Source organism: Paenibacillus sp. UASWS1643, assembly GCF_008693195.1.
GTDB classification, from domain to species: Bacteria; Bacillota; Bacilli; order Paenibacillales; family Paenibacillaceae; genus Paenibacillus; species Paenibacillus amylolyticus_B.
On sequence record NZ_VXKZ01000101.1, the window covers coordinates 79,259 to 94,618 of the forward strand.

The 15,360-nt window shown below is 46.6% G+C and carries 17 protein-coding genes; 9 read left to right on the top strand and 8 right to left on the bottom strand.

Annotation, left to right across the window (positions count from 1 at the left end; translation table 11 throughout):
- Position 1: 1 nt before the first annotated feature.
- The 5 genes from FE296_RS08570 to FE296_RS08585 all read right to left on the bottom strand — a co-directional run bounded on the left by FE296_RS08570 (position 2) and on the right by FE296_RS08585 (position 4,124).
- The gene (locus tag FE296_RS08570) at positions 2 to 760 is read right to left on the bottom strand and encodes an ABC transporter ATP-binding protein (RefSeq protein WP_124118199.1); all 759 of its coding nucleotides are present in this window, start codon (positions 758 to 760) and stop codon (positions 2 to 4) included.
- Between the two features lie 146 nt (positions 761 to 906).
- Positions 907 to 1,227, bottom strand: coding sequence for a sensor histidine kinase (locus FE296_RS33230; RefSeq protein ID WP_263364146.1), 321 nt, complete (start codon positions 1,225 to 1,227; stop codon positions 907 to 909).
- An 89-nt stretch (positions 1,228 to 1,316) separates the two neighbouring features.
- Positions 1,317 to 2,354 (bottom strand): histidine kinase dimerization/phospho-acceptor domain-containing protein, encoded by a 1,038-nt coding sequence (locus tag FE296_RS08575; RefSeq protein WP_223868819.1) that lies wholly within the window; start codon positions 2,352 to 2,354, stop codon positions 1,317 to 1,319.
- A gap of 20 nt (positions 2,355 to 2,374) precedes the next feature.
- Positions 2,375 to 3,076: a response regulator transcription factor gene (locus tag FE296_RS08580; protein WP_150364747.1), complete on the bottom strand. Its 702-nt coding sequence runs from the start codon at positions 3,074 to 3,076 to the stop codon at positions 2,375 to 2,377.
- 217 nt (positions 3,077 to 3,293) lie between these two features.
- Positions 3,294 to 4,124, bottom strand: coding sequence for a helix-turn-helix domain-containing protein (locus tag FE296_RS08585; RefSeq protein WP_150364748.1), 831 nt, complete (start codon positions 4,122 to 4,124; stop codon positions 3,294 to 3,296).
- Between the two features lie 413 nt (positions 4,125 to 4,537).
- On the opposite strand from FE296_RS08585, the gene FE296_RS08590 reads away from it, so the two are divergent.
- Both FE296_RS08590 and FE296_RS08595 read left to right on the top strand, forming a co-directional pair.
- On the top strand, positions 4,538 to 5,314 hold the full coding sequence (locus FE296_RS08590; protein ID WP_036606781.1) for a sugar phosphate isomerase/epimerase family protein: 777 nt from the start codon (positions 4,538 to 4,540) through the stop codon (positions 5,312 to 5,314).
- A gap of 55 nt (positions 5,315 to 5,369) precedes the next feature.
- On the top strand, positions 5,370 to 6,389 hold the full coding sequence (locus FE296_RS08595) for a Gfo/Idh/MocA family protein (protein ID WP_124118195.1): 1,020 nt from the start codon (positions 5,370 to 5,372) through the stop codon (positions 6,387 to 6,389).
- Positions 6,390 to 6,662: 273 nt separating this feature from the next.
- Here FE296_RS08595 and FE296_RS08600 read toward each other — a convergent pair whose 3' ends face one another.
- Together FE296_RS08600 and FE296_RS08605 are read right to left on the bottom strand one after the other, a co-directional pair.
- Positions 6,663 to 7,610, bottom strand: a complete 948-nt coding sequence (locus FE296_RS08600; protein ID WP_124118194.1) for an aldo/keto reductase — start codon at positions 7,608 to 7,610, stop codon at positions 6,663 to 6,665.
- Positions 7,611 to 7,630: 20 nt separating this feature from the next.
- A complete protein-coding gene (locus tag FE296_RS08605; protein WP_150364749.1) occupies positions 7,631 to 8,635 on the bottom strand; it encodes a Gfo/Idh/MocA family protein in 1,005 nt (334 codons plus the stop codon).
- Between the two features lie 118 nt (positions 8,636 to 8,753).
- Between FE296_RS08605 and FE296_RS08610 the strand changes: the two genes are divergently transcribed.
- The 3 genes from FE296_RS08610 to FE296_RS08620 all read left to right on the top strand — a co-directional run bounded on the left by FE296_RS08610 (position 8,754) and on the right by FE296_RS08620 (position 10,775).
- Positions 8,754 to 9,593, top strand: a complete 840-nt coding sequence (locus FE296_RS08610) for an AraC family transcriptional regulator (RefSeq protein ID WP_124118192.1) — start codon at positions 8,754 to 8,756, stop codon at positions 9,591 to 9,593.
- Positions 9,594 to 9,699: 106 nt separating this feature from the next.
- A complete protein-coding gene (locus FE296_RS08615) occupies positions 9,700 to 10,110 on the top strand; it encodes an RrF2 family transcriptional regulator (RefSeq protein WP_091019160.1) in 411 nt (136 codons plus the stop codon).
- Positions 10,111 to 10,319: 209 nt separating this feature from the next.
- Complete coding sequence (locus FE296_RS08620) at positions 10,320 to 10,775, top strand: nuclear transport factor 2 family protein (RefSeq protein ID WP_150364750.1); 456 nt, start codon at positions 10,320 to 10,322, stop codon at positions 10,773 to 10,775.
- Between the two features lie 197 nt (positions 10,776 to 10,972).
- On the opposite strand, the gene FE296_RS08625 is transcribed toward FE296_RS08620, so the two are convergent.
- A complete protein-coding gene (locus tag FE296_RS08625) occupies positions 10,973 to 12,352 on the bottom strand; it encodes an MFS transporter (protein WP_150364751.1) in 1,380 nt (459 codons plus the stop codon).
- 205 nt (positions 12,353 to 12,557) lie between these two features.
- On the opposite strand from FE296_RS08625, the gene FE296_RS08630 reads away from it, so the two are divergent.
- The 4 genes from FE296_RS08630 (at position 12,558) to FE296_RS08645 (ending at position 15,351) form a co-directional block, all read left to right on the top strand.
- Positions 12,558 to 12,881 carry an ArsR/SmtB family transcription factor gene (locus FE296_RS08630; RefSeq protein WP_105601952.1) on the top strand — a complete coding sequence of 108 codons (324 nt, stop codon included), beginning with the start codon at positions 12,558 to 12,560 and terminating at the stop codon, positions 12,879 to 12,881.
- 250 nt (positions 12,882 to 13,131) lie between these two features.
- On the top strand, positions 13,132 to 13,320 hold the full coding sequence (locus FE296_RS33235) for a hypothetical protein (protein ID WP_124118189.1): 189 nt from the start codon (positions 13,132 to 13,134) through the stop codon (positions 13,318 to 13,320).
- Positions 13,275 to 14,324 (top strand): helix-turn-helix transcriptional regulator, encoded by a 1,050-nt coding sequence (locus FE296_RS08640; RefSeq protein WP_223868820.1) that lies wholly within the window; start codon positions 13,275 to 13,277, stop codon positions 14,322 to 14,324. The genes FE296_RS33235 and FE296_RS08640 overlap by 46 nt, the downstream gene beginning before the upstream one ends.
- Positions 14,325 to 14,352: 28 nt before the next feature.
- Positions 14,353 to 15,351: a cysteine peptidase family C39 domain-containing protein gene (locus FE296_RS08645; protein ID WP_223868821.1), complete on the top strand. Its 999-nt coding sequence runs from the start codon at positions 14,353 to 14,355 to the stop codon at positions 15,349 to 15,351.
- Positions 15,352 to 15,360 lie beyond the last annotated feature (9 nt).

Genomic DNA, 15,360 nt, shown 5'->3' on the forward strand with positions numbered 1-15,360 from the left:
GTTACTCCTTCCCCGTAACCAAAGCGAAGATGATCGCTTCACGATCCTGAATTTGATGTTGGTCATAAGTGTCAAACTCAAGGATTCCGCCTATCTTGCCGTCCTGAATATAGATCAGACGATCTGCCCGGCAGGCTGCCTTAATATCATGTGTGACCATAACAACAGACTGTCCCTCGCGATGGATTTCCGTGAGGATATCCAGAACTGCGGTGCCGTGTTCCAGGTTCAAACTTCCGGTCGGTTCATCCGCAAAAATGATATCCGGCGAATTGATCAAAGCTCGTGCAATGGCTGCTCGTTGCTGCTGTCCTCCAGACGTCTGGGAGGGGAGGCGGTTACGCTGTCCATCAATATCCATGTCATTCATCAGCTCAGTAGCCCTGGATTGGATGTCTTTCTTTTTGTTTCCAGCGATATATCCCGGTAAAGCAATGTTCTCTTTGATGGAAAGGTCCGGGACCAAATTTATACTTTGATAGATATAACCGATTCGGCGCGTGCGGAAGTCGGACATTTCTCGTTCACCATAAGCGTCGATCCGCTGGTCACGAAAATAAACCTCACCAGCTGTAATCTGATCCAGTCCACTAAGCAGATATAAGAGGGTTGATTTGCCAGAGCCAGAGTTACCCATGATGACCGTGAATTCCCCTTCATAGATTTCGAGATCGACATTACGGATGGCATGATGTTGCTCACTTCCGCTGTTGTACGTCTTGCACAGATTCTGTGCACGGATAATCACTTTCTTAGACAAGTCGAATCACTCCCGAGTGCAGTATAGGATTCATTCTAGAGGAGGGATGTTGAGGAAGCCTTATCAAATTATGAATAAAGTATTACAGCCAAATGGGGTGAAGCTGGAGTTAAAGGCGTTTGGTGAATTAACCAGGCCAAAATGGGTCAGCAGATAGGCAGATAGAATTGGAAGTTCGTACCTTGTCCTTCTTTGCTAGTGAAGGAAATACGGCCTCCATGTGCTTCAATAATGCTTTGGCAGATGGAAAGCCCCAGTCCAGTACCCTCCTGCACACGTTGGTCTGCCTGACTAACCTGGCCTCTAAAATAACGCTGGAAAACAAACGGCATATCCTGCACACGTATGCCCTGACCCGAATCGGCGATGGTCACTTTCAAGTGCCCGGATTCCAGTTCCGTGGCTATACGTATCGTGTCTCCCGGAGCCGTATGCTTGAGAGCATTGGCGACAAGATTGGAGATCACCTGTTCAATTCGGATAGGGTCGATAGCGATTAACGCATTGGGAATGTGGTTGGACTTGGGCCCGTCATAGACGAGACCTCTTGTAAGTATTACATGTTCAATCGGTTCAACATGGCATCGAGTATAGGCCCACTGTACATTTCACGGGTTTCCACCGAAATTTGCCCCAATTCCTGAAGTGCATGAACCAGCAGATCCTCCACAAGGCGTGCCGTTTTATCCGTATGGGTCCGCATGACTCCCATATATTCCATCAGCGTCTCCTGATCGTTGCATAGTCCTTCCTCAATAGCTTCTATGTATGCTTTTATCGTGGTAATTGGTGTTTTAATATCATGAGATATATTGGTGATGAGTTCTTTTTGTGCTTGTTCCTGCTGAATACGCTGCTCGCTCATATGTTTAATCTCCGTGCGCATTAGATCAAACATGGCATATACTTCGAGCAATTCATCGTTCCGGTTGTACTGGATTTTTTCTTCATAATTGCCTTTAAGCATGGATTCCGCATGTTGCTTCAATTGATGGATGGGAGAGAGCAGATGTTTGTCCAGTTTTCGTTTCATCCAGAATAGAAATAAGCTCAGAATCAGTGACAGGAGCATGAGTGCGCTAATCAATATAACCGGAAAAGTCATCGGTTGCTGAATCGTAACCATCGCTTGGGGGATGGAAAAGATGGCATTGCCGATCTGACTTCCCATCGGTCCGTCCATCACGGGAAACGCAATATCAAGCGTATCGTTACCGTCCGCGGCCTGCGTGGCATGATGCAGATCATAATGGAGAGCTGAACGCAGATTAACTTGCGTCCCTTCAGAGGTGGGGTCGGAGGACAGAATGACTTTTCCATCCAAGTTTAGATAGGTAAGCAGAACCCCGGTCTCTCTGGCGGTGGAACGCATGACTTCACGAATATTTTGTTCATTAAGATGCTGATGATTTTGCTCCAAAGCGAGTAAGATCGGATTGACCTTGAGTCGAACCTGATTCAGGGACAGATTGGATTCGCCTGAATTTCGATCTTGTAACAGCATCATCGACAGTGCAAGGATACTTGAAACGATAATAATGAGAAGCCCAAGTGTTGTTAACAACCAGCGTTTGGACCACCTGTTCAATGACATGTGGGTGCCTCCAATCTCACTTATTCGTAATTGAATTTGTAACCGACACCCCATACCGTCTTCAGAACGGTCGGATGCGAGGCATCTGCCTCAATTTTTTCACGCAGTCTGCGAATGTATACGGTTACGGTATTTTCATCGCCATAGGTTGCATATCCCCAGATGGCGTCGAGCAACTGGGCTTTGGAGAATACCTGATTCTTGTGGCTTGCCAAGTAATGAAGTAGTTCAAATTCCTTGGCAGACAGAGAAACTTCCGATCCGTTTAATGTAATTTTATAGGCTTTTTTATCAATCACCAGGTTTCCAAGATGCAGTAGTTCTGTTCTATCTCCAACGGAAGTCATGCTGTCATAACGCCTGAAGTGGGCATTAATCCGTGCTAACAGTTCGCTCAGTGAGAAGGGCTTGGTCATATAGTCGTCTGCTCCAAAGCCAAGTCCAAGTACCTTGTCGGTATCACTGCCTCTGGCACTTAGAATGAGGATGGGGATATTATTGCGCCTTCGGATCTCTCGACAGACCTCGATCCCGTCCATGTCCGGAAGCATAATATCCAGAATGATGTAGTCTGGTTGAATAAGCTCCATAATCTGAAGTCCATCTTGTCCAGTGGCTGCCACGGCGGCTTCATATTGATTTTTGGTTAAATAATCTCGCAGAATGCGCGAAATATCTGATTCATCCTCGATGATGAGGACTTTGCGCTGGTGGTTTAGCATATGTATCGCTCCATTATGATAGATGTGAATGGGTAAGATGACAGTCTTTATAATTGTACAGTCTTGTTCTGTGGGAGTCACATGAAAAAATATTGAAGTGAACTTCATTCATATAAAAAACGTTCTGACTTCCAGTCGTCCTGAGAGCTGGTCACAGTTCAATGTATCAAAATAACCCATGGACCTCTTTAAGGTCATGGGTTTCTGATACTGAACATCATACATGCTCCAGATCATCGATAGGCTCATGCTGTCTGGATTTGAGATACTCCGCCGGAGACACACCGAAGTGCGCCCGGAATACCCGGTGGAAATAGGAGTAGCTCGCAAAACCACAGGATTCCGCAATATGCTCCAGTGTCATTTCACTGTATTTCATTCGTTCCAGCGCCGCATTCAGACGGATCTCAATCGCATATTGAATCATGGTCTGATTGTAGTGCTCCTTAAATAAACGGACGGCACGTGACAGGCTGAGGCCCGCATAACGAGCCGCTTCATCAAGCTTGAACGTAACCGTGGCATGCTCCTCAATAAAACGTTTTAACTTCAGCGCAGAGGAAACTGCCCGATCGGTCTGAATATTCTCTTTAATTGCCCGGTCGATATACAGACATAATCCGCGCAGTAACGCATCCTTTAGCTCTGCATTTTCCTCAAGAGGTCCGCGACGTTTCTCAAGTAACATATTTCTCCACAGGCTGATGAGTTTATCATCAAGTCCAATCCGGCTCACGGTAGAACGTTGCTGCCTTTTCCACCATTTCTCGATCCAACTGCCCTCGCAGAACAGATAATAATCTCCGCTGGACAAGCGTCCTTCCTTATGTGGTTCATCCACCACGAGATGATAGTCGTCGCCAGGTTTGAGCAGCAGCAAATCCCCGCTAGTCATCCTGAACTCTTCATCCTGTACATACACTTTGCACGAACCTTCTGTCTGCAGACGGAACAGATAGGTTTGCAGCTCACCCCTCATATTATGTGTGAACGCCTTATAGTGGTATGAGTAGTCACAGATCAGTACAGATGTCTCTAATGTATCCAAAGATAAAATCCCCCAATATGTACATCCTTTTACATCATAAGTTTAACTTAACATTTACACGAAAACGGAGAGGACAGAAAGAACCTGAAGAAACGAAGTTAAAAGCTTTCTGAAAGAAAGCTGCATCGGAAGCATAAACTCGCCTTTATCTCCGGATTTTATCCTTTTGAAAAGGAAATCAAAAAAATCTGGGGATAACAGCGATCGGAAGGTTGCTCTGTCATCGGAGTGCCAGTGTAAATATCTTCAGTTGAAATGGGCTACATTCAATTGATGCAAAATGATGGAAATAAAATTTGATCAGATAGTTCATGTTCTGACTATATTGTATATGTTCATTCTAGCCTGTTTTGCGTTAGGATGATACCAGATAGAGCAATGAAAGCAAATTTGAGAACAGAGGTGTATCCTACATGAAAAAACTTAATATTGGTTTGCAATTGTTTACACTCCGTGATGAAACTGCAGCAGATTTTCGTGGTACGTTGCGTAAGGTAGCGGCCCTTGGATATGAAGGTGTGGAGTTTGCCGGATATGGCGATATTCCAGCTGAGGAAATGAAAGCGCTACTAGATGAACTTGGACTGAAAGGTTTCAGCAGCCACGTTTCACTACATGCGATGCGCGAAGACTTACAAAAACAAATCGATTACCTGAAAACAATTGGTGCACAATATATCATTTGCCCTTACCTGATGCCAGAAGATCGTCCTGAGAATGCAGAAGGTTGGACCAAGCTATTCGCTGAGTTACAACAATATGGAGCTGAAGCAGCGAAACAAGGATTGATCTTCGGTTACCATAATCATGACTTTGAATTCCACGGCCAGGTTGGCGATGCCAATGCCTTTGATGCCATGTTCGCTCAAACATCACCGGAAGCGGTAAAAGTGGAAATGGACGTATGTTGGGTACAATTTGCGGGACAAAATCCGATCGAGTATATTAATAAATATGCGGGTCGCTTGCCGCTGCTTCATCTGAAGGACTTCAGCAAAGACGAACAGGGCCAGATGAAAACACTGGAATTGGGACAAGGTTCAGTTGACCTGCCAGCTGTTATTGAAGGCGCTACGAATGCAGGCGTGGAATGGCTGATCGTGGAACAAGACGTATGTCAGAACCCTCCGCTTGAGAGCGTATCCAACAGCTATAACTGGTTGAAAGAAAACTACCTGAATCAATTCTAATGGACCATCGAACCATGAAAAATGCTAATCTATTTGTCAAAGGAGACTTATGTACATGAGTAAAATTAAAGTTGCTGTATTCGGCTGTGGAGCCATTGCCGAGCGCAGACATATTCCAGAGTACGCTGCCAATGAGAACGTAGAACTTGTCGCTTTTGCCGATCCGATTGTGGAGCGTGCGGAGAAGATGGCCGAGACTTACGGCGGTAAAGCGTATTCCAGTTACGAAGAATTGCTTGCAAACGAAACGGTGGATGCCGTTAGTGTGTGTACACCAAACTATCTGCATGCGCCAATGGCGATTGCTGCTGCAAATGCAGGCAAGCATGTGTTGGTTGAGAAACCAATGGCAGTATCCACTGAAGAAGGCGAGCAAATGATCGAAGCTGCCAAGAAAAATGGCGTGTATCTGATGGTTGGACACAACCAGCGTCTGATGCCTCCTCACGTAAAAGCAAAAGAAATTCTCGACTCCGGCAAACTCGGTAAAGTCCTTAATTTCCGTACATCATTTGGTCACCCGGGTCCGGAAGGATGGAGTGTGGACGGAGCTGAAAGCTGGTTCTTCCGTAAAGAAGAAGCGATTATGGGCGCAATGGGCGACCTGGGCGTGCACAAATCCGACTTCATCCGTTATCTGCTGAATGATGAAGTATCTGAAGTGGCTGGTTTCATCAGCACACTGCACAAGGAAGGTACTAAAGTTGACGATAACGCAACTTGTTTGCTGCGTATGAAGAGCGGAGCGATCGGAACGCTCGTAGCGAGCTGGACACAATACAGAGCTGGAGACAACAGTACAGTGCTGTGGTGCGAGAATGGTGTTATGAAGATCGGAACAGTGGAAGGCGATGAAGTGATCGTTGAGCTGACCAATGGTACAGTTGAGACGTACAAAGTTGGTGCCATGGCTACCAACGAGAAACAAGTGCCGAGTGGTGTAATTGACGCATTTGTAGAGTCCATTGTAACGCAAACACCTCCAGCGATTTCCGGGGAAGAGGGCTTACGTTCCCTGCAAGTGATCCTGGCAGCATTCGAATCCGAGAAAACAGGTCAGATCGTTAAACTGTAATCCATACGAATGACAGTGCAATTTCTAACATTCTATATGTCTTAATCCATGATATAAGGGACTTACCTTCAGAGATCTGTTCTGGGGTAAGTCCTTCTATATTTGTCTCCAACCGACCGAGTGGGGGAAAGAGAACAATGATACATTAATTGTGCAATAGGGTTTACAGTATTGGATCGCTTTTACACAGCAGAAAGGCTGATATTCCGCGCTATCGCGGATAATCAGCCCTTTAGAGTCATTATTTTTAAATGATAGAATGATTAACTTTCTTTAGATGCCAGCAGGTACATCACTGCCCAGATCCAGCCATGCGATTTCAGCAGGAGTCAGCGTGATGCGGGACCCTTCGTCACAGGACAGCAGTTCCGCCTGATTCTGAGCACCGATCAGGGCACAGGTTGGAAACGCCTGATTCAATACATAAGCGAGTGCAATCTGAATAGGTGATGTTTTCTTCGAATTAGCCAATTGTTCAGCCCGGCGTAACCGTTCCCAGTTGCCATCACTGTAGAATACACGCACCAGATCTTCGTTATCGCGAACTTCAGGTGTGAATCTTCCCGTGAAGAAACCGCGCGCTTGGGAGGACCAGGATAGCAATGGCAGCTTGGTTTGCTCATGCCATGCCAGTGTCTCTGCATCTGCTGACACACAGCCTTCCCAGAACGGTTCGTTTGCTTTGGCGAGACTGAGATTTGGACTACTGAAGGTGAAGCCTTTCAGGCCATTTGCCGCAGCGTACGCATTGGCTTCCTCGAGCCGCTGCCAAGTCCAGTTGGAGGCGCCAATTGCGCCGATTTTACCGGATTCAATATGTTCGTTCAGTGCTTCAAGAATGACACTGACAGGGGTATTAGGATCATCCCGGTGCAAGGCATACATCTCTACGTGATCTGTCTGAAGACGCTCCAGACTTTCCGTCAGGTCACTGCGGATGGCATCAGCGTTCACACGTGGTCCATTCTGGTCATGATGCGCGCCTTTGGTGAGAATGACGATCTGGTCGCGGTTACCACGTTCCTTCATGTAACGACCAAGGACTTCTTCACTCTGTCCACCACAATAGATATGTGCTGTATCTACAGTGTTACCGCCAATCGATAGAAAAGCATCCATGTTCGTAGCTGCTTTATCGTAAGCACTATGCACGAAATAATCGGTTCCTTTAATCAATCGGGAGACGCGTTTGCCTGCACCAGCAATTTCGATATATTCCATAAGTCAGTTCATCCTCTCAATTATAGTGTAATTCGTGTACGTTCTTCCGCTGAACGAAGGCAAGCTTCCAGCACTTTCATATTAGCTACTGCATCGGAAGGGGCGAACCGCAGGTCCTTGCCCTGAAGTACGGCACGTGCTATGTCATCTCCCTGTAGAGCGTAGTGGTTCACTTGCGGAACTTCAATCTCTTTGCGTTCACCGCCAGCCGTTACATAGAAGTTGGAACTGCGGTCCTGACGACCGATAAAGGCCGACGGCACCTCAATGATGCCATCAGAACCTAGAACTTCGAGCGTGTTGCGGAAGGATGCCCACATGCTGCTGTCAAACGTCACGCCAACGTGATTGTCGAATTCCAGCAGTCCGGAAGCCATCATATCGACCTGATCATGCTGTGGGGAGAACATGCCAATAACGGTAACTGCACTTGGTTCCTGACCAAGTAGCAGACGTGCTACGCTGATGGAATAACATCCGATATCATACAGTGCACCTCCACCCCACTCCTTCCGAAAGCGGACATTGCCGGATGCATTGGAGTTATTAAATGAAAATGTGCTGTGCATACCACGGATCTCACCGATCTCACCGCTGGCGATGATATCCCTGATCTGCTCATAACGTGGATGATGACGGTACATGAATGCTTCCGCGAGATGCACACCTGCATCTGCACAAGCTTGAACCATCTCCTGAGCTTCCTGTTCTGTCAGAGCCAGTGGTTTTTCGCATAAAATATGTTTGCCTGCTTCAGCAGCCCGGATCGTCCATTCCCGATGCAGATGATTCGGCAGTGGGATATATACGGCATCAATGGAATCATCAGCGAGCAAAGCTTCATAACTGCCATAAGCCTTGTCGATCCCAAGTTGTTCGGCCGTCTGTTTGGCTTTATCTTCGTCTCGACTGGCAATCGCGGTTACTTCATTCAACTCGGATTGCTGCAGGCCTGGAATGACGGATTCCACAGCAATGCTAGCGCTACCAAGAATGCCCCAACGCAATTTTTGAACTGAATTCATGTGTTGTATCCTCCTGTGGATGAATGTATATTGTGATTATAAAGAATAGACCAATGAATTAAAATGATAATATATTGAGGTTAGTTAACACATTATTGTTGATCAAGGAGAACCGGCTATGATGAGACAAACCGTATTGCTTACTCTGCAGGATATTCCATATTTTTGTTATCCCGAGTCCGTTGGACATTATATGGACCACGTCCAGCATTCCGTGTTGCGTGAGGCTGGCGCACTGAACAACTTTAATATTCACTATGTCGCTGCGGGCAAGGGATATGTGGAAGTGGACGGGGTGGTGCATGAGCTTCGCGCAGGTCAGGCTGTACTCTATTTCCCGCAGCAGCGACAGCATTATTATAGTAGTGAAGATGATCCATGGGATGTACGATGGGTTCATTTTTACGGTGAACGTCTGCATGATTATATGATCGAGCGGGGGTTACACCGCAATCTATTGTGGACACTGCGGCAACGCAACTCTTGGGAAGAGGCTCATCTGGCCTTGCTCACTGAAGCGGAACAGAACACAATGCTGCGTCCGGCTCAGCTATCCACACTGACCTATGCCGTACTCGCCGAGTTCGTGCAACATGCAGTACCTTTAAAGAGCACACGTACCACAAGTAAGGCGGAGAGTCGGGTTCTTGCACTTCTTCCACAGATGCAGCAAGAGGCCTGTCAACCTTTCCTGTTACAGGACTGGGCGGATCTCGCAGGTGTGAGTTCGTATTACTTTTGCAAAATGTTCAAGAGTGCTGTGGAGATGACGCCTATGGAATTTATCACTCGTTCACGACTACAGATGGCGAAGCAATGGTTACTCGAACGGCCTACGGCCAACATTGGACAAATCGCGGAGGAAGCGGGGTATCCCAATGCCAGTTATTTTAACCGCCAGTTCATGGCCCATGAGGGGATGACACCTACGGATTACCGCGGATTGTATCACAATTAACCCGTATCCTTTCAATGTGGCCAGCGCTTTAGGCATAGTGGTTTGACAGAGAGCTCAATCAAGTCTATTATGGATAAATTAAATCCGTGTATAATGAGGTGCCCTCATGAAATATTCAAAAGCAACAAATTATGCTTTGCATACCATGCTTCATCTTGTAAGTACTGCCCCCGAACAGCTGGTTAGTGTCCACCAACTTGCAGAATTGCAGAAGGTATCACCAACCTATCTGTCCAAAATATTGACCAAATTGGTTAAGGCGGGCATGATCGAATCGACTTCTGGCGCCAATGGTGGCTACCGGCTTAGTCGTAAAAATCCGGATCCTTCCTTCTTGGAGATCATTCATGCGATTGAAGGTCAGGCATCCTTGTTCGAATGTTCCCAGAATCATAACGCAGGCTGTTTGATCCAGCAGGTGATGGTGCAGGCGGAAGAAGAGATGGAAAGTTTTTTGAACAATAAAAAAATGTCAGAACTGGCTTCCCAGATGAAGAGTTGGAGTGCACAGCAGTAGCTTGGGGCTAGAAGTGAGGCTTGAATTGATGGGATTAACTCGTCTACCATAGGTATATCCAGATCTTTCCCCAACCTCGCGAGAGGTAAGGAAAGATTTTTTGTTTCGTTGTGCCTAATAGAAGTCGAATGGTACAATAAGGAAGGTATAGGTGCATACATACTTGATTCAATCTTACATCACATTTTACATCTCTGGAGGGACAACACATGAGCCAATCAACATCAACGATCACAGGACTGGAACAATTGCTTGCGCTGGAAAACATTCGGAACACTAAGGCGCGTTATTGCCGCTATATTGATACGAAACAATGGGACACCTTGGGTGATGTGTTTGCTCCCGATGCAGTGGCCGATTTCAGCACAGAAGGCAATCCAATTCCGGTACTAACCGGCCGTGACACCATCGTACAAGTATTCCGTGATCTAGTGGATGTTGCCGTAACCGTACATCATGTTCATAGCGCCGAAGTTGAATTTGTATCTGAGAATGAAGCGAAGGTCATCTCCCCAATGGAAGATTGGGTAACGTTCCCGGAGGGCAATGAAAACAAATCCTTCCACGGATTTGGGCACTACCACGAAACTTTTGTCAAAATCGACGGTAAGTGGTACATCAAACATACAAGTCTGAAACGTCTTCGTTTGGACCTGTTTGAATAGTATAATCAGTGTAGAAGAATATAGAAGTTGATCAACCGTAAAATAATAGCCCCGAGGAGCGTGATGAACGCGTCCTTGGGGCTGTTTTGTGTTAGTGGGATAGGGCAGCTGACACATGCACAGAAAAAATGGGATTGAAAAAAGCCAGCTTCAGAACCCGAGAGTCCCTTCCTGACTTCTTTTGGTTAAATATAATGTTAGATCCGTTTACTTGTTTTCGTGACTTTCCGTGACTGCATTCTTAGATACACCTGAGAGAAAATAACCGATGCGACTGCGACCACAGTCATGCCCCAGAAAATATTGGTGTACGCTGAGGATAGCGGCATGTTTTGCATCGCCGTTAATGCTACGCCAGTAACAGCAACGCTGAAGGCACCACTGAAGAACTGACTAAGTTGGAACAGTCCCATACCTGCGCCCACCTGATCCATGGTCAGATTGCCAGACAATTCGTTGGAGACGCTGGTGGTCAGGGAAGAGAAGCCAACGCTGAGCAGGACATAGACAGCCATAATGGCGTAGATGTTATTGTCTGCAAATAAGGCGAATAGCCCGGCAGCTGCCAGTAGCAGCCATGGTGCAAACTTCAGCAGCAACGTATTGCCATGTCGGTCAATCATGCGGCCGATCCGGTTGGACAGCAGCATGGACACGACTGCGCCCGGGAAGATGACGAGTCCTGATTGAGCAGGGGTCAGTCCATACAGATGTGCCAAAATTTGCGGTAACAGGAACAACGTTGAGAAGTTATTAATGTACGATACAATCCCCAGCGAGCTGAGCATCATATATTTTTTGTCTTTGAACAAAGCAGGTTGAACAAACGGATCTGCCGCGCGCCGAATTCGGAGCCAGAATAGAAGCAGTGCCGCAGCACCGATAACAAGCGTGAACCACTGACGGGAAGTCAGGAATAACAGTACACCCGTAGTACCAATGGCAAGAAGCACAGCACCCAACAGGTCAAATGAACCTTTTTGCGGTGTTTCTCGCGGAAGCAGTTTGAAGAATACAGGAATCAGGAATAACGTTAATCCCGTAACGATAAACAGATCATGCCATCCCAGAAACTGAGTAATACTTCCGCCGATGACGGGACCAAGTCCAAGCCCCAGTGAACTCGCGGACATGATGACAGCCATCGATTTACCCCGGCGATCATTTGGAATGTACCGGGTAATTAGCACAATGGCGAGCCCCGGAACCGAAGCAGCACCTGCAGCCTGAATCAGGCGTGCAATGAGCAAAATGATGAAATGATTACTGAAGAACCCGAGAACGGATGCCGCACCAAGTAACGTAAGCCCGGTCGTGAATAATGTACGAATAGGTATGAAATCCGATAGACGTGAGAACGTAATCGAGGAGATGGCAAATACAATGGAATACCCTGTAACAATCCATGAGGAAGCGACGGAAGTAAGCATGAATTCGGCTGCAATTTTGGGCAGCGCCAGATTAAACATCATTGTATTCATAACAACGAGTACAACCGTGAAGCCAAGCAAGCTTACAATTAATCCTTCCTGTATTCCGGTCCGTTCCCCTGATGATGCGGTTGCGGTGTTGTTCATAAAAACCTCCTAAAGTGATGTGTATTTCGCAACATTTCAGAAACGGTGTGTAACATTTGCAAAATGTAGTATGATGTCAATCCCGTGCCTGACAGCAGGGGTTTCATAACGAAATCATTAAAGTTCGATTGGTGTCGAACATTAGAAATATATCATGGATCTGTGTTAGAATACAATGCATAGTCTGAAAAAAGGAGACTACCGTATGAAAATTTTACATCATCCACAGGTGTCAGATATTGAACTTTCCTCCGTACTGTATGCGCTGAGTGACCCGACTCGCCTTGGGATTGTTGCGGAAGCAGCCAGAAGCGGAGAGCAACCGTGCAGTCATTTTCATGCACCTGTTGTGAAGTCAACGATGTCACACCACATTCGAACCCTGCGGGAAGCCGGAGTTATTCGGGTCAGAGTGCAGGGTACACAGCATTTTCTCACCCTGCGATCCGATGATTTGGAAACGCGCTTTCCAGGACTCCTGCAACCGTTATTGCAGGCCGCAGCTCAGTCGAGCACAGATCTTTCCTAAATGTTGTCCTTTCTTCAGGTCGAAGAGGGGACATTTTTTATTTTCTAATACGGCATGTTCAAAAAATCAACGATTCAGCATCGAGAAGGTGAACGCAAGGTTCGATGTCGAGTTCGCTTCTTGGGCTACTTCGTGATCAATTGGGGACTTTTTGAACAATCTTTAAAACTGATGCGACATTCTGTGTCGTACCATGCCATATATAATAACGGTGAACACACAAACCATATCGAAAAGAGGTTCACTACCATTGGCAAAAACCAAAAGAGGACGCATCTTGTGGAGTCTTCCTTCCAGGGGCCGGGGAACATGCCCGGTGTGCAACAGTACCCGAATTAAATTGTTGTATACGCGAACGAAAACAGACGGTACAAGTTTGAAGGTATGCAAGAAATGCTTCAAAGCTGTGCAATCCAGAGTGGATATGGCACACGTCTGACATATCAGGCCTGTTCTTCGGAACAGGCCATGTCTTTTGATATAATAAGTGAATTAGGACCGGAAGAGATCGGGGGCGGGAAGATGAGTAATATGCATCGGATTCACTGGTTTGACGAACAGATTCGGGGTGGACGTTTTCCTAACAGCAGCTGGCTTGCTCGTGAATTTGAGATTTCTCGTCGTCAGGCTCAGCGTGATATTGAATATATGGCAAACTCCCTGCGCGCCCCCTTGGTATATATGGCGAAATATCGGGGCTATTGTTACGAGGATCAGACCTTTCGATTGCCCCATTTATATATGACAGAAGAAGAGCAGCGTGTGCTGAAATATTTGGCACACCGCTATCGACATTACGATTATGATCAATCGGACGCGGTGAAACGTGTAGCGCATTTACTGGAGCGTTTTACGCTGGAGGAACAACAGATGGGAAGTAATGAACTTCCAGTGTTTTCGGCGCAACCGAAGCAGCTGCAATCCTTTGAACTATTGTCCCATGCCATAACTGACTTGCGCAGAGTACATATTCATTACAGGGATCATGATGGAGAACGGCAGTTTTCCTTGTGTCCATTAAAGATGATATCCCAGTTCAATGCCGATTACGTGGTGGGTTATGAAGCAGATCCTGTGCAGCAAGTGGCGATTCGCTTGGAGGGCATTGTTCATGTATCGATTTTGGATGAGAGATTTGAGTACAGGTCAGATGCCCTCCTAGGTGGATGGGAAGAACCACTGCCTGTGCCTAAACCGTTTGTAGCTGAGATTCGCTTGAAGGAATTGCAGCAAATGGACCTCTGGCAAGGGTATCGTATCCAGGCTAGGCGAGATCAGATTTATTCAATTGAATTTTATGACACGGACGCTTTCTTGCAGCATTTGTTTATTAGCGAATGGGAGGAACTTTTATCTCCTGGGTGGCTTAGACGCAAGCTTCAGCAAAGCGCAGAAGGATTAATTGGCAGGCTCTCGATACAACGTAAGCAAAACGTGGAATAAAGCAGCATAGAGAGGAGAAGATCCGTCCTTGGCTGAGAATATTTTAGATAACCTCATCATGAAGCGGGAGTCCAAATCGTACGTGGATAGTCTGCATGCGATACTAACCCATACAGGCCAGTTTCAAGGTTCCAAGGTTGTACTTGCCGGATATACGGGCATGGCTTTCAAGCTGTCGGTGCATCGCAGACTACTTCCCATGTCGGTTACAGCGTATGGACAATGGGGGGAAGCGCATCGTCCCGGAGTTGATAACTTGGGGATATTCACGATCTGGGATGGGGGACGTACACGTCATTCCACGTTTGGTTATTACCAGCAGGATGCAGTGAATTGGGTGAGACGGAGTATTGATGAAGGCGCTGGTGTGATTTACTGGATTCCTGAGTTCGGTGTTATTCATGGATATGATGACAGTGACCGTATCTTTTATGTGCAGGACGGATGGAGCAAGGAACCGCAGATTTTGTTGTATGACAATTTCGGCCTGAATTTTACCGGATTTTGGTATTGTCAGGTATTCGGTGATCAGGTCCGCATCCCGGAACAACAGATGCTGCTGGAATCCCTGCGACTGGCGATTGAGGATTGGGATATTCCCTATCGTCTGTTACCTGATCAGAATATTGCTTCAGGTAGAAAGGCATATGACGTTTGGGTACTGGCCCTGCGGAGTGGGGATTTTGATGAGTCGGGTGCGGGTTATATTTTGGAATCCTTCTGCCATTCGCGAACCGAAATTAGAATGTATTTGCAGGATGTTCGAGGGATATGGAACGAACTGGACCAGGCTTGTACCTGTTATGAACAGCTTGGGACGTTAATTGACCAAATGAAAGGATACATGGTTCAGCAGGAGAATAGACGTGTCTTGCGACCAGACATTACAGAAGATCTAGTACAGTTACTAGTGAAGGCAAAAGCATTGGAAGAGCAGGCTATTGATTATTTTCGAATGATATCCAGAAAGTATCCTGACCTTAAACGGTCCACGATACCACGGTGGGGAGCACATTCCGCGCGATAGAATGAGAGA